Source organism: Streptomyces sp. NPDC002619 (assembly GCF_042889305.1).
Taxonomy (GTDB): Bacteria; Actinomycetota; Actinomycetes; order Streptomycetales; family Streptomycetaceae; genus Streptomyces.
This window is the reverse complement of the sequence record NZ_JBIAQV010000005.1, coordinates 296618-318333: the sequence shown is the minus strand read 5'-3', so window position 1 is coordinate 318333 and position 21716 is coordinate 296618. Positions and strand designations below refer to the sequence as shown.

Here is a 21716-nt window from a genome sequence, read left to right as displayed (position 1 = left end):
CGGCGGGTGAGCCGGTTACGACCGTTCTCGGCGCCCCGTACTGTGCATGGAGTGAGCACTCTGGAACGCGCCCGGTGCAGTCTGAAGGCGCACCCCCTCGCGCTGGACGCGGCCATCGCGGCGGGCGCGCTGGTGTGCATGGTCGTCGGCTCCTTCGTGGACCCCAACGGGGAGCACGGCGTGACCTGGGGCGTCCGCACCCCGAACCACCTCAGCCTGCTCCTCATCACCATCGGTGCCGCCGCCCTGGTCTTCCGTCGCAGCGCCCCCCGGACGGTCCTCGCCGTCACCGGCACCGTCGCCCTCGTCGAGGTCGTCACCGGCGACCCGCGCGCCCCGGTCGCGATAACCGCCGTCATCGCCCTCTACACCGTCGCCTCCACCACCGACCGCCCCACCACCGTGCGTGTCGGCCTGCTCACCATGACCGTGCTCACCGGCGCCGCCATGCTCGCCGGGCCCCTGCCCTGGTACGCCCAGGAGAACCTCGCCATCGTCGCCTGGACCGGCATCGGTGCCACCGCCGGGGACGCGGTCCGCAGCCGCCGCGCGGTCGTGCAGGCCATAAGGGAACGCGCCGAGCGGGCCGAGCGCACCCGCGAGGAGGAGGCCCGCCGCCGCGTCGCCGAGGAGCGTCTGCGCATCGCCCGCGACCTGCACGACGTCGTCGCCCACCACATCGCCCTGGTCAACGTCCAGGCCGGGGTCGCCGCCCACGTCATGGACAAGCGCCCCGACCAGGCCAAGGAGGCCCTCGCCCACGTACGCGAGGCCAGCCGCTCCGCCCTCAACGAACTCCGCGCCACCGTCGGCCTGCTCCGCCAGACCGGCGACCCCGAGGCCCCGACCGAACCCGCCCCCGGCCTCAGCCGCCTCGAAGACCTCGCCGGCACCTTCCGCAGCGCCGGCTACCGCGTCGAGGTCGCCCGCGCCGACCAGGACACCACCCTGCCCGCCGCCGTCGACCTCGCCGCCTACCGGATCATCCAGGAGGCCCTGACCAACGTGCAGAAACACGCGGGACTCGACGCCAAAGCCGAGGTCAGCGTCGTACGCGTCGGACCGAACGTCGAGGTCACCGTCCTCGACGACGGCCCCGGCGAGGACAGCACCCCCGAGGCCGGCGGCGGCCACGGGCTGCTCGGCATGCGCGAACGGGTCACCGCCCTGGGCGGCACCCTCACCACCGGTCCCCGCTACGGCGGCGGTTTCCGCGTCCATGCGATCCTGCCGGTCAAGACCCGCACAGCGGTGGGTCGGGAGCCAGTGTGACGAGTGGAGAGCCCCGCATGACGATCCGCACCGCCGCCACGGGAGACCCCGCATGACGATCCGTGTCCTGCTCGCCGACGACCAGGCACTGCTGCGCAGCGCGTTCCGCGTGCTCGTCGACTCGGAGCCCGACATGGAGGTGGTGGGCGAGGCGTGCGACGGCGCCGAGGCCGTGCGGCTGGCCAAGGAGCACCGGGCCGACGTCGTCCTCATGGACATCCGCATGCCCGGCACCGACGGCCTCGTGGCCACCCGGCTGATCAGCGACGACCCCTCCCTCGTCCATGTCCGCGTGGTGATCCTGACCACCTTCGAGGTCGACGACTACGTGGTGCAGGCACTGCGGGCCGGCGCCTCCGGCTTCCTCGGCAAGGGCTCCGAACCCGAGGAACTCCTCAGTGCCATCCGGGTCGCCGCCGGCGGCGAGGCCCTGCTCTCCCCGACGGCCACCAAGGGCCTCATCGCCCGCTTCCTCGCCCAGGGCGACTCGGCGGACGGTCACGACCCGGCCCGCTCCGAGCGGCTCGACGCCCTCACCGGCCGGGAGCGCGAGGTGCTTGTCCAGGTCGCCGGCGGCCACTCCAACGACGAGATCGCCGAGCGCCTCGAAGTCAGCCCGCTGACGGTGAAGACGCACGTCAACCGGGCCATGGCCAAGCTCGGCGCCCGGGACCGGGCTCAGCTGGTGGTGATCGCGTACGAGTCCGGGCTGGTACGCCCGAGGATGGACTGACCTTCACCCGGCCGTACTGCGGCCGGAGTAGGTGACGTATAAGGAACTGGACCTGGAGCCTACGGATCGGCCCCCGGACATAGCCGAAGGTGTTGGGGTGGGCGCTCCACTGTGCCCTTCTGCCGCTCACAGAAGAGAGACCCTTTACCCATGTCCTGGCTGTCCAGGTTCAGCCTCGCGCAACGGGCCCTGATCGGACTGATGTCCCTCATCGCGCTGGCCTTCGGCGCGATCGCGATCCCGCAGATCAAGCAGCAGCTGCTGCCCACCATCGAATTGCCGATGGTGTCGGTGCTCGCCCCCTACCAGGGCGCGTCCCCCGACGTCGTCGAGAAGCAGGTCGTCGAGCCCATAGAGAACAACCTCGAGGCGGTCGACGGCGTCACCGGCGTCACCTCCACGGCGAGTGAGGGCAACGCCGTCATCATGGCGTCCTTCGACTACGGCAACGACACCAAGCGGATCGTCACCGACGTGCAGCAGGCCGTCAACCGGGCCCGCAACCAGCTTCCCGACGAGGTTGACCCGCAGGTCATCTCCGGTTCCACCGACGACATGCCGACCGTCGTCCTCGCCGTCACCTCGGACAAGGACCAGCAGGCCCTGGCCGACCAGCTCGACACGACGGTCGTACCGGACCTGAAGGACATCGACGGTGTCGGCCGCGTCCAGGTCGTGGGCGTACGGGACCTCCAGGTCGCAGTCACTCCCGACGACGCGAAGCTGGCGAAGGCGGGCGTCACCTCCGCCGCCCTCGGCCAGGCCCTGCAGGCGGGCGGCGCCACCGTCCCCGCGGGCTCCTTCGACGAGGACGGTGCCAACCGCACCGTCCAGGTCGGCGGCGGCTTCACCTCGATCAAGCAGATCCAGGACCTGATGGTCACCGGTGAGCCCGGCCAGAAGCCGGTGCGCCTCGGTTCCGTCGCCACGGTGAAGCAGCAGCCGGCCCCGGCCGACTCGATCACCCGCACCGACGGCAGCCCGAGCCTCGCCGTGAACGTCACCATGGACCACGACGGCAGCGCGGTCTCCATCTCGAACGCGGTCAAGGACAAGCTGCCGACGCTGCGCGAGGACCTCGGCGCCGGAGCCACGATCACCGTGGTCAGCGACCAGGGCCCGGCGGTGTCGAAGTCCATCAAGGGCCTGACCACCGAGGGCGCCCTGGGCCTGCTCTTCGCGGTCCTCGTCATCCTGGTGTTCCTGGCGTCGGTGCGCTCGACGCTGGTGACGGCGGTCTCGATCCCCCTCTCCGTCGTCCTGGCCCTGATCGTCCTGTGGACGCGCGACCTGTCCCTGAACATGCTGACGCTGGGCGCGCTGACCATCGCCATCGGCCGGGTCGTCGACGACTCGATCGTGGTCCTGGAGAACATCAAGCGCCACCTCGGCTACGGCGAGGAGCGCCAGGAGGCCATCCTGGGCGCCGTCCGTGAGGTGGCCGGGGCGGTGACGTCCTCGACGCTCACCACGGTCGCCGTCTTCCTGCCGATCGGCCTGGTCGGCGGCATGGTGGGCGCCCTGTTCGGCTCCTTCAGCATCACGGTGACGGCGGCCCTGCTGGCCTCCCTCCTGGTGTCGCTGACGGTCGTACCGGTCCTGTCGTACTGGTTCCTGCGCGCCCCGAAGGGCACCCCCGAGGACGCGGAGGAGGCCCGTCGCAAGGCGGAGGAGAAGGAGGCGAGGAGTCGCCTCCAGCGTGCATACGTCCCGGTCCTGCGCTTCGCGACGCGCCGCCGCTTCACGAGTGTGCTGATCGCGATCGTGGTGCTGGTCCTGACGTTCGGCATGAGCGGACTGCTCAAGACGAACTTCTTCGACCAGGGCGACCAGGAAGTCCTCACCGTCAAGCAGGAGTTGGAGCCCGGCACCAGCCTCGCGGCCACCGACGAGCAGGCCCGCAGGGTGGAGAAGCTGCTCGCCTCGACGAAGGGCGTCAAGGACTACCAGGTCACCGTCGGCTCGTCCGGCTTCAGGGCAGCGTTCGGCGGCGGCACGGACACCAACCAGGCGTCGTACCAGGTGATGCTGGACGACTCGGCGTCGTACGACGACGTGCAACAGAACGTGCAGGACGGTCTGGCGAAGCTGAAGGGCATCGGTACGACCACGATCTCGGCCGGTGACGGCTTCGGCAGCCAGGACCTCAGCGTCGTCGTGAAGGCGGCCGACTCCGAGGCGCTGCGCACCGCGTCCGAGCAGGTGCGCACGGCCGTGGCGGGCCTGGACGACGTCACGGACGTGACCAGCGACCTGGCGCAGTCCGTCCCCCGGATCTCGGTGAAGGCGAACGCGAAGGCGGCCGCGGCCGGCTTCAACGACCAGACCCTCGGCGCTGCCGTGGCCCAGTCGGTACGGGGCACGACGGCCGGCAAGGCGATCCTGGACGACACCGAGCGCGACATCGTGATCAGGTCGGCGAAGCCGGCGACCACCCTGGAGCAGCTGAAGAAGCTCCGCGTGGGCCCGGCGAAGCTGGGTGACATCGCCACGGTGAAGCTGGTGGACGGCCCGGTGTCGATGACCCGGATCGACGGTCAGCGCGCGGCGACGATCACGGCGAAGCCGACCGGCGACAACACTGGCGCGGTGAACACCAAGCTCCAGTCGAAGATCAAGGCGCTGAAGCTCCCGGCGGGCGCGACGGCGGAGATCGGCGGCGTCACCTCGAACCAGGACGACGCGTTCAAGAACCTGGGCCTGGCGATGCTGGCGGCGATCGCGATCGTCTTCATGCTCCTGGTGGCAACGTTCCGTTCGTTGGCGCAGCCCCTCATCCTCCTGGTCTCGATCCCGTTCGCGGCGACGGGCGCGCTGGGCCTCCTGATCATCACGGGCACCCCGATGGGCGTCCCGGCGATGATCGGCATGCTGATGCTGATCGGCATCGTGGTGACGAACGCGATCGTGCTGATCGACCTGATCAACCAGTACCGGCGCCAGGGCTACGGCGTGGTGGACGCGGTGATCGAGGGCGGCCGCCACCGCCTGCGCCCCATCCTGATGACGGCACTGGCAACGATCTTCGCCCTGCTCCCGATGGCCCTGGGCGTCACGGGCGAGGGCGGCTTCATCGCCCAGCCACTGGCGGTGGTGGTGATCGGCGGCCTGATCACCTCGACCCTCCTGACCCTCCTCCTGGTCCCGACGCTCTACGCGATGCTGGAACTCCGCAAGGAGCGCCGAGCGAACAAGCGAGCGGCGAAGCGCCCGGTGCAGGAGCCGGAGGTGCTGGAGCCGGCGGGCGTGTGACGGTACGACGACGAAGGCCGGGCCCCGTATTACTCGTACGGGCTCCGGCCTTCGCCGTTGCGCTACAACTTCAGCGCGCGTCTTCGGTTACGGCAGCGCCAGCATCCGTTCCAGGGCCAGCTTTGCGAAGGCCTCTGTCTCCTTGTCGACCTTGATGCGGTTGACCAGGGTGCCCTCGGCCAGGGACTCCAGAGTCCAGACCAGGTGGGGCAGGTCGATGCGGTTCATCGTCGAGCAGAAGCAGACCGTCTTGTCGAGGAAGACGATCTCCTTGCCCTCGGGGGCGAAACGGTTCGCCAGGCGGCGGACCAGGTTCAGCTCCGTGCCGATCGCCCACTTGGAACCGGCCGGCGCGGCCTCCAGGGCCTTGATGATGTACTCCGTCGAGCCGACGTAGTCCGCGGCGGCGACGACCTCGTGCCGGCACTCCGGGTGGACCAGCACGTTCACGCCCGGGATGCGCTCGCGCACGTCGTTCACCGAGTCGAGGCTGAAGCGGCCGTGGACCGAGCAGTGCCCGCGCCACAGGATCATCTTCGCGGCGCGCAACTCCTCCGTCGTGAGGCCGCCGTTCGGCTTGTGCGGGTTGTAGACGACGCAGTCCTCCAGGGACATGCCCATGTCGCGGACGGCGGTGTTGCGGCCCAGGTGCTGGTCCGGCAGGAACAGGACCTTCTCGCCCTGCTGGAAGGCCCATTCAAGGGCCCGCTTCGCGTTCGACGACGTGCAGATCGTGCCGCCGTGCTTGCCGGTGAACGCCTTGATGTCCGCCGAGGAGTTCATGTACGAGACGGGCACGACCTGGTCGGCTACGCCCGCCTCGGTCAGTACGTCCCAGCACTCGGCGACCTGCTCGGCCGTCGCCATGTCGGCCATGGAGCACCCGGCCGCCAGGTCGGGGAGGACCACCTTCTGGTCGTCGCCCGTCAGGATGTCTGCCGACTCCGCCATGAAGTGCACACCGCAGAACACGATGTACTCGGCCTCCGGTCGCGCCGCCGCGTCCCGGGCCAGCTTGAAGGAGTCGCCCGTGACGTCGGCGAACTGGATGACCTCGTCGCGCTGGTAGTGGTGGCCGAGCACGAAGACCTTGTCCCCGAGCTTCTCCTTGGCCGCGCGGGCACGCGCCACGAGGTCGGGGTCCGACGGCGAGGGCAGGTCGCCGGGACATTCGACGCCGCGCTCGCTCTTCGGGTCGGCCTCCCGGCCGAGCAGCAGCAGGGCGAGGGGCGTCGGCTGTACGTCGAGCTCCGGGATCTGGGCGGTGGTCACGGCACGCACCCTTTCTGTTCTGCGGCTCGCCGGCCCGAGCTTCGGACCGGCGCTACTTTTCGTCGAAATGACGCTATCTATCATAACCGCTTCACGTCATGCTGACGAGTTCCATAGCGTCGATGTGACGTGAATCCCGGAGGTGACCCGAAGGTGATATCCACGGGCATCCAAGGGCATCCGCAGGCGTCCACAGGGCGCTGTCCGGCTTCAGGACCATGTGCGAGCATGAAGGCGGAAGAAAAAACGCGACCACGCGATTGCCCGGCCCGGAATGAATCCGCGGACCCGCCGGTTGCACTCGTCGGCAAGCAGTCTCCGTACAACCCGGGAGAGATGTAGATGTCCGTATCGGACGAGACCAGCACCGTGACCGACGGCATCGTCCTGACCGACGCCGCCGCGTCCAAGGTCAAGGCCCTGCTCGACCAGGAAGGCCGCGACGACCTCGCCCTCCGCGTCGCCGTCCAGCCCGGCGGCTGCTCCGGGCTGCGCTACCAGCTTTTCTTCGACGAGCGTGCCCTCGACGGTGACGTGGAGAAGGACTTCGGCGGCGTCAAGGTCGTCACCGACCGCATGAGCGCTCCGTACCTGGGTGGCGCCACGATCGACTTCGTGGACACGATCGAGAAGCAGGGCTTCACGATCGACAACCCGAACGCGACGGGCTCCTGCGCCTGCGGCGACTCCTTCAGCTGAGCTGCGGCCCACTGCGGCAACAGAGCAGCACGACGGCGGCGCCCCGGGAGAACCGGAGCGCCGCCGTCGTCGTACGCGAAGGCCCTAACGGGGTGCCGAACCGGACTCCACCGGCAGCCGCGCCCCCGGCTTCACCAGCGGGACACCCTTGCCGTCCGAGCCGACCACCCGGCGGTCGCCGAGCGGCGCGTTCAGGTGCACGGTCTGTACGTACTCCTTGGCGATGAGGATGCAGACCTTGTCCGGCCAGGGCGTCTCGGTCACCGTGACCGTCACCCGGTCAGCGCTCTCCCGCGCCGACGCCTTGTAGTCGGCGCACACCCCGCCCATGAAGCTCACGGTCAGGTCCCTGCCCTCGGCCGTGTAGCCGTCGACGTGCACGTCCCGGGTGGTGGGAGCCGAGCTCGGAGTCGGGTCGGCGGACGGTGTCGACGGCGGGGCCAGGTACTTCGGGTCGAGCGCCGGATACGTCACCGTGAACGCGCCCTGCGCACCCGGCCCCCGCACCGCGAACAGCCAGGACGGCACCAGTGTCTGGCGACCGTCGACGGAGTGCGAGGCCAGCCCGAAGACGGCCTTCTCGACGCTCACCGTGTCGGCCGTGGGTGCGGAGGATCCGCAGGGCTGCTCCAGCCGGTCCTTCAGCGGTACGGGACTGGCGCAGCCGCCGATACCCATGCGGTGGTCGGTGTGCGGCGCCGCGTTCATCAGGGCCAGCGTCTTCTTCGCACTCAGCACGGGATACGTGTTCCCCTTCACCGGTGCCTTCAGCAGCCCGCTGCCGCCGACCACTTCACCCTGCCGGCTCACGGTCAGCCCGGTCGTCCAGCCGTACGTGGGCAGCCCACCCACCACCGGGTCCGCGTTGACCACCCGCCGGGCGCCCATCACCTGGCTCGTGTCGATCCGCGCGTCGTCCTGCCCCAGCGCCGCCAGCACCGGCGCCGCAGCCTTCTTCGCGGCCGCCGCGCTCACCGGGTCCATGGCCGGGTCGGCGGGGTCCTGCGCGCAGACGTCGACCTTCTTGCAGTTGTCGGTGCCGGGCGCGTACCGCTCGAAGGTCCAGCTTCCCGGCGCCTGCAGGTTCACATGCAGACTCGGTCCGAAGCCGTCTTTCTCCGGGCCGACCCGCCAGGTCTGCCCCTCGGCCACCGGCGTCCCGGTCACCCCCAGCGCGTCGGCCAGTCGGGTGACCTCGTCTCGGGTGACCTGGCCGGAGGGCCGGTAGACGGACGCCGAGCCGGGGCCGCCGGGCAGCGGACCGCTCGCCCGGTAGGTCACGCCGTACGGATTGGGCTCACCGGGCGCGATGCCGTTCGTACTCCCCGTCGAAGTACCACCTGCCGCGTAGCCGTCCAGGGAGAGCGGCGGGGGAGTGCTGCCACCGCCCGCCGACGCGTCCGTACGACCGCCCGTGCCGCCGTCCGCCGTGGTGGCGAGGTAGGCAGCACCACCACCGACCAGCAGCACGGCGGCGGCCACCGAGGCGACGACCACGGGGGAGCGGCGGCGCGCGGGACGTTCGTCCACCGTCGCGTCGTCGGGCTGGTCCGGGTGCTCGGGCCGCTCGTTGTTCACCGCATCGCTCCTCGCCGGCTCATGTCCCGCCTCCCCTTCACGGGGGACAGCCATGGGACGCGACGGGGGAGCGTGCGGTTCCCCGTGCGACGCGGAAGAAGGTGGCTCAGTCGCCGTAGTCCGACATCGCGTCCAGCAGCCGGGCCGACTTCGCCGGGACGCTCACCCCGTGAATGAGTGACGGGGGCACCGGACGGGCATCGGAGTGCTTGGGAACGGCCCAGTGGGGAGCCATCAGCGCGCAGTCCCCGCGCAACGACGCCAGGTCGCCTTCGAGGTCGGCCGGAGCGGGGGCGTGGACCTTGAGGTTCGTCATAGTGGAACGGTAAGCGCGTCGAGCCGTGGGGCGAAAGATCTACTATCGGGTAGTTTTGTCGGCTTGACTGCCAGGCCGGTAATCTTTAGAGCCCCGCCGGGAACCGGTAGCGTGAACTGTCAAACTCCCTCCCTCCAGGAGAGTCCTCGCCGTGCGCATCGCAGTCACCGGCTCCATCGCCACCGACCACCTCATGACCTTCCCCGGGCGCTTCGCCGACCAGCTCGTCGCGGACCAGTTGCACACGGTCTCGCTGTCGTTCCTGGTCGACAACCTGGACGTACGCCGAGGAGGTGTGGGCGCCAACATCGCCTTCGGCATGGGCCAGCTCGGCACCGCGCCCGTCCTGGTCGGCGCGGCGGGCTTCGACTTCGACGACTACCGCGCCTGGCTCGGCCGCAACGGCGTGGACACGAAGTCGGTCCGCATCTCCGAGACCCTGCACACCGCCCGTTTCGTGTGCACCACGGACTCCGACCACAACCAGATCGGCTCCTTCTACACCGGCGCGATGAGCGAGGCCCGCCTCATCGAGCTGAAGACCGTCGCCGACCGCGTGGGTGGCCTCGACCTGGTCCTGATCGGTGCGGACGACCCCGAGGCGATGCTCCGGCACACCGAGGAGTGCCGCTCCCGCCAGATCCCCTTCGCCGCAGACTTCTCCCAGCAGATCGCCCGGATGGACGGCGAGGAGATCCGGATACTGCTGGACGGGGCGACGTACCTCTTCTCCAACGAGTACGAGAAGGGGCTCATCGAGGCCAAGACCGGCTGGAGCGACGAGGAGATCCTCGGCAAGGTCGGCCACCGCGTCACCACGCTGGGCTCGCGCGGCGTCCGCATCGAGCGGGCCGGCGAGGACCCGATCGAGGTCGGCTGCCCCGAGGAGGAGCGCAAGGCCGACCCCACGGGTGTCGGCGACGCGTTCCGCGCGGGGTTCCTGTCGGGACTTGCGTGGGGGGTGTCGCACGAGCGGGCGGCGCAGGTCGGGTGCATGCTGGCGACTCTCGTCATCGAGACGGTGGGTACGCAGGAGTACCAGCTGCGGCGGGGGCACTTCATGGATCGGTTCACCAAGGCGTACGGGCATGACGCGGCCGCCGAGGTGCAGGATCATTTGGCCTGATTTCGGCTGAGGCGGCGAGGGGGCTGGTCGCGCACACGCGGCGGAGCCGCAGATCGACACAGCCCCGCGCCCCTGACGGGGTGCTAGGGCCTGTTGCGAAAGTCCCGCCTGTCCGGCGACGCCATGCATGCTCCCCCACTGCCTGAAGGGCGTGGGAGGTGCCCCCACTCGCCGCACCGGGCACAGACCCGAGTACGTCCAGTACGAGGACCCGCACCCGGCACGCCGAGAGCACGCACCTGACGCCGCCGGCCCGCCCTTCGGACGGACGACGGGACTTTCGCAACAGGCCCTAGGCCAACCGGCGTACCAAGTAGGCCATGCCCTTCTCCGCCGGTTCTTCCCCCACGTACTCCTGCCCCCGCATCTCGCACCAAGCCGGAATGTCCAGCCGGGCCGCCTCGTCGTCCGACAGGACTCGCACCGTGCCGCCCACCGGTACGTCGCCGATGACCTTGGCCAGCTCGATCACCGGAATCGGGCAGCGTTTGCCGAGGGCGTCCACGAGGAGTTCCGCGGCCCGAACCTCGGTCACCGGCGTGGGTGCCCCCAGCTTCTCCCGCACCCCGGCGACGGCACCCGGCAGCACGGACAGGAACCGCTCCACGTCCGCCTCCGCCGTCCCCGGCGGCAGGGACACCCGTACGTTCCCCTCGCTCAGCACCCCCATCGCCTTGAGGACATGGCTCGGCGTCAGCGTGCTGCTCGTACAGGACGATCCGGACGAGACGGAGAAGCCCTCCCGGTCCAACTCGTGGAGCAAGGTCTCCCCGTCGACATAGAGACAGGAGAAGGTGACGATCCCCGGCAGCCGCCGCTCCGGATCGCCGACCACCTCCACGTCCGGCACCAACTCCGATACCCGCGCGCGGATCCGCTCCGTCAGCTCCCGCAGACGTACCGCCTCCCGGTCCGCCTCGGCCCGCACCGCCCGCAGCGAGGCCGCTGCCGCCACGATCGCCGGCAGGTTCTCGAACCCGGCCGCCCGCCCCGACTCCCGCTCGTCCACGGGTCCTTGGACCGCGAACCGCACGCCCTTCCGTACGACGAGCAGCCCGACCCCCGACGGCCCGCCCCACTTGTGAGCACTGGCCGTCAACAACGACCAGTCACCCTCGACCGGCCCCCACCCCAGCGACTGGGCCGCGTCCACCAGCAGGGGCACCCCGGCGGTCCGGCACACCTCGGCCACCTCAGCCACCGGCTGCATGGTCCCGACCTCATGATTGGCCGACTGCAAGCAGGCCAGCGCGGTGTCGTCCCGCAGCGCGCTCCCGTACGACTCGACGCTCACTGCACCCGACCGCGCCACCGGAACCCGGGTCACCGACCCTCCGTCGGCCTCGAACGCATCGGCCGAATGGAGCACCGAGGAGTGCTCGACGGCTGACACGATCAGGTGACGTCCACTCCGACGTCGACCGGCCAACGCCCCGGCGACACCGGCATGCACGGCCCGGGTGCCGGAGGAGGTGAAGACAAGCTCGTCGGGCCGACACCCCACGGCCCCGGCGGCAGCCTCCCGAGCGGCATCGAGCAACATCCGCGCCCGCCGCCCTTCCCGGTACAAACGGGAGGGGTCGGCCCACCCCTCGTCCAGCGAGGCCAACAACGCCTGACGGGCAACGGGATGAAGAGGAGCGGAGGAGGCAGCGTCGAAGTAGGCCATACGGCAACGTTAAAACGCCGGCCGGTACGAAAGGGGCGCGGGTCTGTGCCGATATGCGGCTCTGCCGCGTGGGCGCGACCAGCGCCCACCGAGCTCGCACCCGCCAATCCGCGCAAATCCCCGAGCTATTAGGCGGCCCAACCCCCTTCGGGGTGACCGGGTGACGCGTATGCCCCCCTCCCCGCGAACCCCCGGATGGCGTCGGCTAGGGTTTGGTCCGCATAAACATCCAAACCCCTGCCCGACGCAGGGCGGCGACCGACCAGCGAGAAGGCCGCAGCCGACCGCGCGGGCGAGACTCTCGGGAAGGCGCTACGTGAGTCCCAACGGCTCCGACCGCTCGCCGCGGCGCCCGATGCGGCGGAAGCTGCTGCAGGCAATGACCGCGGGCCTGGTCCTGGCGACCGCAACCGGTTGCACATACAAGGACTTCCCCCGCCTTGGTATGCCCACCCCGACCACGGAAGAGGCTCCGCGGATCCTCTCCCTGTGGCAGGGCTCCTGGGCTGCCGCGCTCGCCGTCGGCGTGCTGGTGTGGGGCCTGATCCTGTGGAGCGCCATGTTCCACCGGCGCAGCCGCACCAAGGTCGAGGTTCCTCCGCAGACCCGGTACAACATGCCGATCGAGGCGCTGTACACGGTGGTCCCGATCATCATCATCTCGGTCTTGTTCTACTTCACGGCCCGGGACGAGTCGAAGCTCCTGGACCTCTCCAAGAAGCCCGACCTCACGGTCAACGTGGTCGGCTTCCAGTGGAGCTGGGGCTTCAACTACATCGAAAACGTTCCCGGTTCCACGGGCAACGCGAAGACCGACGCGAACCTGGACGCGATTCCGGACCGGTTCAAGAAGGACTTCCCGGTGGACGCCGGCGGTGTCTACGACGTCGGTACGCCGGGTACGCGGAACCCGCAGACCGGCAATCCCGGTCCCACCCTCTGGCTTCCCGAGGGCAAGACGGTCCGCTTCGTCCTCACCTCTCGTGACGTCATCCACTCCTTCTGGGTGGTGCCGTTCCTCATGAAGCAGGACGTCATCCCGGGCCACACCAACGCCTTCCAGGTGACTCCGAACCACCAGGGCACCTTCCTGGGCAAGTGCGCCGAGCTCTGCGGCGTCGACCACTCCCGGATGCTGTTCAACGTGAAGGTCGTCTCCCCGGAGCGCTACGAGCAGCACCTCAAGGACCTCGTCAAGAAGGGGCAGACCGGTTACATTCCCGCCGGCATCGCGCAGACGAGCCACGAGAAGAACCGGGAGACGAACAACCTGTGAGCATCCTCAATGAACCCCAGGGTGCCGCGGCAGCCGAGGACTCTTACGAGAACGAGCTGCCGGTCAGGCGCAAGCAGCCCGGCAACGTCGTGGTCAAGTGGCTCACCACCACCGACCACAAGACGATCGGAACGCTGTATCTCGTCACGTCGTTCGCGTTCTTCCTGATCGGCGGCGTGATGGCGCTGCTCATGCGCGCCGAGCTCGCTCGCCCCGGTCTGCAGATCATGTCGAACGAGCAGTTCAACCAGGCGTTCACGATGCACGGCACGATCATGCTGCTGATGTTCGCGACGCCGCTGTTCGCCGGTTTCACGAACTGGATCATGCCGCTCCAGATCGGCGCGCCCGACGTGGCGTTCCCGCGGCTGAACATGTTCGCCTACTGGCTCTACCTGTTCGGCTCGACCATCGCCGTCGGCGGCTTCCTCACCCCGCAGGGTGCGGCCGACTTCGGCTGGTTCGCCTACTCCCCTCTGTCGGACGCGGTCCGCAGCCCGGGCATCGGCGCCGACATGTGGATCATGGGTCTGGCCTTCTCCGGCTTCGGCACCATCCTCGGCGCGGTCAACTTCATCACCACGATCATCTGCATGCGTGCCCCGGGCATGACCATGTTCCGCATGCCGATCTTCGTGTGGAACGTGCTGCTGACCGCCGTCCTGGTCCTGCTCGCCTTCCCGGTCCTGGCGGCCGCGCTGTTCGCCCTGGAGGCCGACCGCAAGTTCGGCGCCCATGTCTTCGACGCAGCCAACGGCGGGGCCTTGCTATGGCAACACCTGTTCTGGTTCTTCGGCCATCCAGAGGTGTACATCATCGCGCTGCCGTTCTTCGGCATCGTCAGTGAGATCATCCCGGTCTTCTCCCGCAAGCCGATGTTCGGCTACATGGGCCTGATCGCCGCGACGATCTCCATCGCGGGTCTGTCCGTGACGGTGTGGGCCCACCACATGTACGTCACGGGCGGTGTGCTGCTGCCGTTCTTCTCCTTCATGACCTTCCTGATCGCGGTCCCGACCGGTGTGAAGTTCTTCAACTGGATCGGCACCATGTGGAAGGGCAGTCTGTCCTTCGAGACACCGATGCTGTGGGCGACGGGCTTCCTGATCACCTTCGCCTTCGGTGGTCTGACCGGTGTCATCCTGGCCTCGCCGCCGATGGACTTCCACGTCTCCGACTCGTACTTCGTGGTGGCGCACTTCCACTACGTCGTCTTCGGTACGGTGGTCTTCGCGATGTTCGCCGGATTCCACTTCTGGTGGCCGAAGATGACCGGCAAGATGCTGGACGAGCGCCTCGGCAAGATCACCTTCTGGACGCTGTTCATCGGCTTCCACACCACGTTCCTGGTGCAGCACTGGCTGGGTGCCGAGGGCATGCCGCGTCGTTACGCGGACTACCTCGCGGCCGACGGCTTCACCACGTTGAACACGGTCTCGACGATCGGTTCGTTCCTGCTCGGTCTGTCGATACTGCCGTTCCTCTACAACGTCTGGAAGACGGCGAAGTACGGCAAGAAGATCGAGGTCGACGACCCGTGGGGCTACGGCCGTTCGCTCGAGTGGGCGACGTCCTGCCCGCCGCCGCGGCACAACTTCCTCACCCTGCCGCGGATCCGCAGCGAATCCCCGGCGTTCGACCTGCACCACCCTGAGATCGCCGCCCTCGAGCAGCTGGAGCACGCCGGTCACGGCGCCATCGCGGGCAGCAAGGAGGCCGGCAAGTGAAGATCCAGGGTCGGATGTTCCTGTGGCTGAGCGTCTTCATGCTCGTCATGGCGATCGTCTATGGCGTGTGGTCGAAGGAGCCGGCCGGCACCACGGCGCTCTTCCTGGCCTTCGGTCTGAGCATCATGATCGGCTTCTACCTGGGCTTCACCGCCCGGCGGGTCGACGCGGGTGCCCAGGACAACAAGGAGGCCGACGTCGCCGACGAAGCGGGCGAGCTGGGCTTCTTCGCCCCGCACAGCTGGCAGCCGCTCGCCCTCGGCATCGGCGGCGCGCTGGCCTTCCTCGGCATCGCGGTCGGCTGGTGGCTGCTGTACTTCTCGGCCCCGATCATCATGATCGGCCTGTTCGGCTGGGTCTTCGAGTACTACCACGGTGAGAACCGCACCCAGTAGCACGCGCCGAACGCAGCCGGGAGCCCGGACACTCCGCCAGGAGGTCCGGGCTTCTGCTTTTTCCGTACGGTGCCTCTGGCCGTACGGCCATTCCCCCGAACGAGCCACCCACCGTGCCCCGGTTGACGAACCTCCTTAGCGTGAAGCGCATGAGCAAGCTTCCGCGCACCCGTACTGTCGTCGGCTGCATTCTGCTGGTGACCGCCCTCGGCGCGGGCGTCACCGCCTGCAGCAGCTCGGACGGCAACCCCCTGTCGGCCAAGCCGTACGACGCGGCGGGCCAGATCTCCTTCAGCGGCCCCACCGAGAGCGGGAAGAAGGCCGACCCGGACAAGCCCCTGGAGGTCACCGCCAACGGCGACGGACGCATCATCGACGTCACCGCCGTGGACGCCACGGGACGCTATGTGGCGGGCGAACTCGCCGCCGACGGCAGCCGATGGCACAGCACCTCCCCGCTGGCCGCCAACGCCCACTACACGGTGCGGATCAGCACGGAGGACGACGACGGTGCCCAGGGCCGCAAGGCCTTCACCTTCGACACCAGCAAGTCCACCAGCAAGAAGACCTTGGACGTCACTTTCGGGCCGAAGGCGGGCGAGTACGGGGTCGGGCAGCCCATCACGGCCGACCTCAACCATCCCGTCAAGGACAAGGTCCAGCGCGAGATCGTCGAACGGGCCCTCAGAGTCGACTCCGTGCCCGCCGTGGAGGGCGCGTGGTACTGGGTGGACGACAAGCAGCTCCACTTCCGCCCCAAGGACTACTGGCCCGCCCACGCCACCATCCAGGTGCACAGCAACCTGGAGGGCGTGAAGGTCGGCGACCGGCTGCGGGGTGGCAAGACCAAGGCCCTGAAAATCACCACGGGCGACCGGGTCGAGGCCATCACGGACGCCGCCACGCACCAGATGACGATCTACAAGAACGGCGCCCAGATCAAACAGCTCCCGATCACCACGGGCAAGCCCGGCTTCGAGACCCGCAACGGCGTCAAGGTCGTCCTGGAGAAGCAGTACTTCGTACGTATGCGCAGTGAGACCGTCGGCATCGCCCAGGGCACGTCCGACTCGTACGACCTGCCCGTCTACTGGGCTACCCGCGTCACCTGGTCCGGCGAGTACGTTCACGCCGCCCCCTGGTCCGTGGGCTCCCAGGGCTACGCCAACGTCAGCCACGGCTGCACCGGCATGAACACCAGCAATGCCGAGTGGTTCTACGACTACGTCCGCCCCGGCGACATCGTCAGGGTCGTCAACTCCAACGGCGCCACGATGGAACCTTTCGGCAACGGCTTCGGCGACTGGAACGTGGACTGGACGAAGTGGCGCACAGGCAGCGCCCTGACGGGTACAGGCACGCCGGACGTAGCAACACAGCAGGCATCGGCAAGGCTCCAGCCAACGGCGGTGTGACTTACCTAGGGGCGCGGGGCTGTGTTGATAGCGGCTCCGCCGCGTGGGCGCGACAGGCCACACACCACCGGCAGTCGCGCACACACCTCGCGCCCCGAGCTGTCAGGCGCTCTGCAACTTCTTCTGCCGCAAAAGAGAGGCCAGCGCGGCCGCGAACTCCACAGGCTCCAGCGGCAGCGTCACCGCCGACTCGGCCCGACTCCACGTCGCCAGCCACGCATCCTGCGGCCGCCCCATGAGCAGCAACACCGGCGGGGCGTTGAACACTTCGTCCTTGATCTGCCGGCACAACCCCATGCCGCCCATGGGCACGGCCTCGCCGTCCAGGACGACGACATCGATGCCGCCCTTGTCCAACTCGCGCAGAACCGCCGCAGGCGTCGCGCACTCCACGAACTCGACCAACGGAACGTCAGGAGCCGGCCTCCGGCCCGTGGCCATCCGTACCTGCTCGCGGGTGTTGGAGTCGTCGCTGTAGACCAGCACCGTGGCGGTCGGCTGCATTGTTCCTCCGGGACGTCGGCGTCGTACGGACAGGGCCGTTTGGGGCGGATGTTACTCCCCTGAACACCACGTCAACACCGGTATGGCGGGTAGAGACACTCCGAACGGCACCCCCCGGGGTGAGGGCGAGATAAGCGACCGACATAATGTCGGTCGTGGCGACAGCAACGACAGTAGAAACCGGGCACGCGCACCCGTCGGTCAACCGGCCGAACCTCACCAGCGTCGGAACCATCATCTGGCTGAGTTCCGAGCTGATGTTCTTCGCGGCCCTCTTCGCGATGTACTTCACCCTTCGATCGGTGACCGGACCGGATCACTGGAAGGAGATGGCGCACGCGCTCAACGTGCCCTTCTCCGCGACGAACACCACGATCCTGGTGCTCTCCTCGCTCACCTGCCAGCTCGGCGTGTTCGCCGCCGAGCGGGGTGACGTGAAGAAGCTCCGCGGCTGGTTCATCGTCACCTTCATCATGGGCGCGATGTTCATCGGCGGTCAGATCTACGAGTACACCGAGCTGGTCAAGAAGGACGGCATCTCGCTGTCCTCCGACCCGTACGGCTCGGTGTTCTACCTGACCACCGGCTTCCACGGCCTGCACGTGACGGGCGGTCTCATCGCCTTCCTGCTGGTCCTCGGCCGCACGTACGCGGCGAAGAGGTTCACGCACGAGCAGGCGACCGCGGCCATCGTCGTGTCCTACTACTGGCACTTCGTCGATGTCGTCTGGATCGGCCTTTTCGCCACGATCTACTTGATCAAGTAATCGGCGCGCCGCACGACGGCCACCGATCCATCCCAGAAGCATCGACGCAGAAGATCCTGACACCGGGGTAATCCGTGAAAAAGCTCTCCGCACGACGACGCCATCCGCTGGCGGCGGTCGTCGTCCTACTCCTCGCGCTGGCGGCCACCGGGGGGCTGTACGCCTTGTTCGCGCCCGCGAGCAAGGCGCAGGCCGACGTAGCCGAACAGTCCCTGACCATCGAGGAGGGCAAGAAGCTCTACTCGGTCGGCTGCGCCAGCTGTCACGGCACCGGTGGCCAGGGCTCCTCCGACGGCCCGAGCCTGGTGGGCGTGGGTGCGGCGGCGGTCGACTTCCAGGTCGGCACCGGCCGTATGCCGGCCGCCACCTCCGATGGTCCGCAGGTCCCGCAGAAGAAGAACATCTACACGCAGGGCCAGATCGACCAGCTCGCGGCCTACATCGCCTCGCTGGGTGCCGGTCCCGAGAAGCCGACTGCGGCGCAGTACGGCCCGGAGGGCGCGGACATCGCCAAGGGTGGCGAGCTGTTCCGCACCAACTGCGCGCAGTGCCACAACTTCACCGGCAAGGGCGGTGCCCTCACCAAGGGCAAGTACGCGCCGAATCTCGAGGGCGTCTCCCCGAAGCACATGTACGAGGCCATGCTGACCGGCCCGCAGAACATGCCGTCCTTCCCCGATACGACGATGTCGGAGAAGAACAAGAAGGACATCATCGCGTACCTGAACGCGGTCAACAGCGACCAGACGAACAACCCCGGCGGTCTCGAGCTGGGCGGCCTCGGGCCGGTCACTGAGGGTCTGTTCGCGTGGATCTTCGGACTGGGCGCACTGGTCGCGGTCGCCGTCTGGGTCGCCGCTCGGACCGCAAAGGCCAAGAAGTCATGAGTAGCCAAGACATTCCAGAAGAGAACCTGCCCGCTGAGCAGGAGGCCGCGCACGGCGCGGTGAGTATCGCGGACGAGAAGGACCCGTTCGCCGACCCGGGGCTGCCGCCCCACGAGCACCGGATCCAGGACATCGACGAGCGGGCCGCCAAGCGGTCCGAGCGTGTCGTCGCCTTCCTGTTCACGGTGTCGATGCTGGCCACTGTCGCCTTCATCGCCGCCTACGTGGCGATCCCGTCGGACAAGTCGATCTTCGTCTTCCCGATCGGTCACCTCAGCGCGCTGAACTTCGCGCTGGGCCTGACGCTCGCCGTGGCGCTGTTCTGCATCGGCGCGGGCGCGGTCCACTGGGCCCGCACCCTGATGTCCGACGTGGAGATCGCCGACGAGCGCCACCCGATCGAGGCCGAGCCGGAGGTTCGCGCGAAGGTCCACGCGGACTTCAAGCAGGGCGCCAAGGAGTCGGCGCTCGGCCGCCGCAAGCTGATCCGCAACACGATGTTCGGCGCGCTCACCCTGGTGCCGCTGTCCGGCCTCGTCCTGCTGCGTGACCTCGGCCCGCTGCCCGGCACCTCGCTGCGCCACACCCTGTGGGCGAAGGGCAAGCTGCTCGTCAACATGAACACCAACGAGCCGCTGCGTCCCTCGGACGTCCAGGTCGGCTCGTTGACCTTCGCCAAGCCCACGGGCCTGGAGGAGACCGACGAGGAGTTCCAGACCGAGATCGCCAAGGCGGCCCTGATGATCGTCCGGCTCCAGCCGGACAACATCAAGGACAAGCGCGAGCTCGAGTGGTCGCACGAGGGCATCGTGGCGTACTCGAAGATCTGCACCCACGTCGGTTGCCCGATCTCCCTGTACGAGCAGCAGACGCACCACGTGCTGTGCCCGTGCCACCAGTCCACCTTCGACCTCTCCGACGGTGCCCGAGTGATCTTCGGCCCCGCCGGTCACGCCCTGCCGCAGCTCCGCATCGGCGTGAACGACGAGGGTTACCTCCAGGCGCTCGGCGACTTCGAGGAGCCCGTCGGTCCTGCATTCTGGGAGCGCGGATGAGCACTACGACCAACGAACAGTCCCGCACCCGCGGGAAGGAGCCGGCCGGCGAGCGCGTGGCCGACTGGGCCGACGGTCGGCTGGGGATCTACTCCCTGGCCAAGGCCAACATGCGCAAGATCTTCCCCGACCACTGGTCGTTCATGTTGGGTGAGGTCTGCCTCTACAGCTTCATCATCATCATCCTCACGGGTGTGTATCTGACGCTGTTCTTCCACCCGTCGATGAACGAGGTGGAGTACCACGGCAGCTACGTCCCGCTGCAGGGACAGCTGATGTCCGAGGCGTTCAACTCGACCCTGCACATCTCGTTCGACGTGCGCGGTGGTCTGCTCATGCGGCAGATCCACCACTGGGCCGCGCTGATCTTCCTCGCCGGCATGTTCGTGCACATGATGCGCGTGTTCTTCACCGGCGCGTTCCGCAAGCCGCGTGAGGTCAACTGGCTGTTCGGGTTCCTGCTGTTCGTCCTGGGCATGTTCACCGGTTTCACCGGTTACTCGCTCCCGGACGACCTGCTCTCCGGCACCGGTGTTCGCTTCATGGAGGGCGCGATCCTGTCCGTGCCGATCGTGGGCACGTACCTGTCGTTCTTCCTCTTCGGCGGGCAGTTCCCCGGTCACGACTTCGTGGCCCGGTTCTACTCGATCCACATCCTGCTGCTGCCGGGCATCATGCTCGGCCTGGTGGTCGGCCACCTGATCCTGGTCTTCTACCACAAGCACACGCAGTTCGCGGGTCCCGGAAAGTCCGAGAAGAACGTCGTCGGCATGCCGCTGCTGCCGGTCTACATGGCCAAGGCCGGAGGCTTCTTCTTCCTGGTCTTCGGTGTCATTGCGGCCATCGCGGCGATCGCCCAGATCAACCCGATCTGGGCCATGGGCCCCTACCGTCCGGACCAGGTGTCCACCGGCGCCCAGCCCGACTGGTACATGGGCTTCTCCGAGGGTCTGATCCGCTTCATGCCGGGCTGGGAGATCGACTTCTGGGGCCACACGCTCGTCCTGGGCGTGTTCATCCCGCTGGTGATCTTCCCGCTGGTCCTGGTCGCGATCGCGGTCTACCCGTTCATCGAGTCCTGGGTCACCGGCGACAAGAGCGAGCACCACATCCTGGACCGCCCGCGCAACGCCCCGACCCGCACCGGCATCGGTGTCGCCTGGATGACGGTGTACATGACGCTGCTCGTCGGCGGCGGCAACGACCTGTGGGCCACGCACTTCCACCTGTCGATCAACGCGGTGACCTGGTTCGTCCGGATCTTCTTCTTCGTCGGACCGGTCATCGCGTTCCTCCTCACCAAGCGGATCTGCCTCGGCCTGCAGCGCCGCGACAGGGAGAAGGTGCTGCACGGTCGCGAGACCGGCATCATCAAGCGACTGCCGCACGGTGAGTTCATCGAGGTGCACGAGCCGCTCAGCCAGGAGCAGCTGCACACCCTCACGGCCCACCACCAGTACGAGCCGGCCGCGATCGGCGCGACGGTCGACGAGAACGGTGTCGAGCGCAAGGTGAAGGGCCCGGAGAAGCTGCGCGCGAAGCTCAGCGACGCCCTCTACGGCGAGGACTCCCAGATCACGAAGCCCACCGTCGAGGAGTACAAGGAGATCACGAGCGGCCACGGCCACCACTGATCGCTGCGCACGCCACACCACGGTCGAAGGGCCCCGTCCGGTGTTCGGACGGGGCCCTTCGCCGTGTCCGGGGGTCGATAGGGTGGAGGCGGCTTGTACGTGTCCGTGAGCACGTTTCACGAGCACGTTTCCACGATCA

At 68.3% G+C, this 21716-nt stretch carries 18 protein-coding genes; 13 read left to right on the top strand and 5 right to left on the bottom strand.

Going from position 1 to position 21716, the window contains the following annotated elements; all coding sequences use genetic code 11:
- Positions 1 to 51 precede the first annotated feature (51 nt).
- From ACFYXB_RS12515 to ACFYXB_RS12505, 3 genes are all read left to right on the top strand, one after another.
- Positions 52 to 1272 (top strand): sensor histidine kinase, encoded by a 1221-nt coding sequence (locus tag ACFYXB_RS12515; protein WP_389580844.1) that lies wholly within the window; start codon positions 52 to 54, stop codon positions 1270 to 1272.
- 52 nt (positions 1273 to 1324) lie between these two features.
- Positions 1325 to 2005 carry a response regulator gene (locus tag ACFYXB_RS12510; protein ID WP_389580842.1) on the top strand — a complete coding sequence of 227 codons (681 nt, stop codon included), beginning with the start codon at positions 1325 to 1327 and terminating at the stop codon, positions 2003 to 2005.
- Positions 2006 to 2155: 150 nt separating this feature from the next.
- Positions 2156 to 5257 (top strand): efflux RND transporter permease subunit, encoded by a 3102-nt coding sequence (locus ACFYXB_RS12505; protein WP_389580840.1) that lies wholly within the window; start codon positions 2156 to 2158, stop codon positions 5255 to 5257.
- A gap of 87 nt (positions 5258 to 5344) precedes the next feature.
- Here the strand turns inward: ACFYXB_RS12505 and nadA are convergent, their stop codons facing one another.
- On the bottom strand, positions 5345 to 6529 hold the full coding sequence (gene nadA / locus ACFYXB_RS12500) for a quinolinate synthase NadA (RefSeq protein ID WP_389580839.1): 1185 nt from the start codon (positions 6527 to 6529) through the stop codon (positions 5345 to 5347).
- A gap of 342 nt (positions 6530 to 6871) precedes the next feature.
- On the opposite strand from nadA, the gene ACFYXB_RS12495 reads away from it, so the two are divergent.
- On the top strand, positions 6872 to 7228 hold the full coding sequence (locus ACFYXB_RS12495) for an iron-sulfur cluster assembly accessory protein (RefSeq protein WP_094218235.1): 357 nt from the start codon (positions 6872 to 6874) through the stop codon (positions 7226 to 7228).
- Positions 7229 to 7312: 84 nt separating this feature from the next.
- Here ACFYXB_RS12495 and ACFYXB_RS12490 read toward each other — a convergent pair whose 3' ends face one another.
- Both ACFYXB_RS12490 and ACFYXB_RS12485 read right to left on the bottom strand, forming a co-directional pair.
- Complete coding sequence (locus ACFYXB_RS12490; RefSeq protein WP_389580835.1) at positions 7313 to 8806, bottom strand: hypothetical protein; 1494 nt, start codon at positions 8804 to 8806, stop codon at positions 7313 to 7315.
- 106 nt (positions 8807 to 8912) lie between these two features.
- The gene (locus ACFYXB_RS12485) at positions 8913 to 9122 is read right to left on the bottom strand and encodes a hypothetical protein (protein ID WP_351354048.1); all 210 of its coding nucleotides are present in this window, start codon (positions 9120 to 9122) and stop codon (positions 8913 to 8915) included.
- 151 nt (positions 9123 to 9273) lie between these two features.
- Between ACFYXB_RS12485 and ACFYXB_RS12480 the strand changes: the two genes are divergently transcribed.
- On the top strand, positions 9274 to 10248 hold the full coding sequence (locus tag ACFYXB_RS12480) for a carbohydrate kinase family protein (protein ID WP_389580832.1): 975 nt from the start codon (positions 9274 to 9276) through the stop codon (positions 10246 to 10248).
- 292 nt (positions 10249 to 10540) lie between these two features.
- On the opposite strand, the gene ACFYXB_RS12475 is transcribed toward ACFYXB_RS12480, so the two are convergent.
- Positions 10541 to 11917, bottom strand: coding sequence for a cysteine desulfurase/sulfurtransferase TusA family protein (locus tag ACFYXB_RS12475; protein ID WP_389580829.1), 1377 nt, complete (start codon positions 11915 to 11917; stop codon positions 10541 to 10543).
- A gap of 316 nt (positions 11918 to 12233) precedes the next feature.
- Here ACFYXB_RS12475 and coxB point away from each other — a divergent pair, with 316 nt between their 5' ends.
- The 4 genes from coxB (at position 12234) to ACFYXB_RS12455 (ending at position 16730) form a co-directional block, all read left to right on the top strand.
- Complete coding sequence (gene coxB / locus ACFYXB_RS12470) at positions 12234 to 13193, top strand: cytochrome c oxidase subunit II (RefSeq protein ID WP_351354056.1); 960 nt, start codon at positions 12234 to 12236, stop codon at positions 13191 to 13193.
- Positions 13190 to 14920, top strand: coding sequence for a cytochrome c oxidase subunit I (gene ctaD / locus ACFYXB_RS12465; RefSeq protein WP_389580827.1), 1731 nt, complete (start codon positions 13190 to 13192; stop codon positions 14918 to 14920). The genes coxB and ctaD overlap by 4 nt, the downstream gene beginning before the upstream one ends.
- Positions 14917 to 15315 (top strand): cytochrome c oxidase subunit 4, encoded by a 399-nt coding sequence (locus ACFYXB_RS12460; protein WP_389580825.1) that lies wholly within the window; start codon positions 14917 to 14919, stop codon positions 15313 to 15315. The genes ctaD and ACFYXB_RS12460 overlap by 4 nt, the downstream gene beginning before the upstream one ends.
- A gap of 149 nt (positions 15316 to 15464) precedes the next feature.
- The gene (locus ACFYXB_RS12455; RefSeq protein WP_389580823.1) at positions 15465 to 16730 is read left to right on the top strand and encodes an Ig-like domain-containing protein; all 1266 of its coding nucleotides are present in this window, start codon (positions 15465 to 15467) and stop codon (positions 16728 to 16730) included.
- 102 nt (positions 16731 to 16832) lie between these two features.
- Here the strand turns inward: ACFYXB_RS12455 and ACFYXB_RS12450 are convergent, their stop codons facing one another.
- Positions 16833 to 17234 carry a hypothetical protein gene (locus ACFYXB_RS12450; protein ID WP_389580820.1) on the bottom strand — a complete coding sequence of 134 codons (402 nt, stop codon included), beginning with the start codon at positions 17232 to 17234 and terminating at the stop codon, positions 16833 to 16835.
- Between the two features lie 146 nt (positions 17235 to 17380).
- Between ACFYXB_RS12450 and ACFYXB_RS12445 the strand changes: the two genes are divergently transcribed.
- The 4 genes from ACFYXB_RS12445 to ACFYXB_RS12430 all read left to right on the top strand — a co-directional run bounded on the left by ACFYXB_RS12445 (position 17381) and on the right by ACFYXB_RS12430 (position 21577).
- Positions 17381 to 18001: a heme-copper oxidase subunit III gene (locus ACFYXB_RS12445; protein ID WP_388503830.1), complete on the top strand. Its 621-nt coding sequence runs from the start codon at positions 17381 to 17383 to the stop codon at positions 17999 to 18001.
- Between the two features lie 74 nt (positions 18002 to 18075).
- The gene (locus tag ACFYXB_RS12440; RefSeq protein ID WP_389580817.1) at positions 18076 to 18888 is read left to right on the top strand and encodes a c-type cytochrome; all 813 of its coding nucleotides are present in this window, start codon (positions 18076 to 18078) and stop codon (positions 18886 to 18888) included.
- The gene (locus tag ACFYXB_RS12435) at positions 18885 to 19943 is read left to right on the top strand and encodes a Rieske 2Fe-2S domain-containing protein (RefSeq protein ID WP_388503826.1); all 1059 of its coding nucleotides are present in this window, start codon (positions 18885 to 18887) and stop codon (positions 19941 to 19943) included. Before ACFYXB_RS12440 ends, ACFYXB_RS12435 begins: the two co-directional genes overlap by 4 nt.
- Positions 19940 to 21577 (top strand): cytochrome bc complex cytochrome b subunit, encoded by a 1638-nt coding sequence (locus ACFYXB_RS12430; protein ID WP_389580814.1) that lies wholly within the window; start codon positions 19940 to 19942, stop codon positions 21575 to 21577. The genes ACFYXB_RS12435 and ACFYXB_RS12430 overlap by 4 nt, the downstream gene beginning before the upstream one ends.
- The last annotated feature ends 139 nt before the right edge of the window (positions 21578 to 21716 follow it).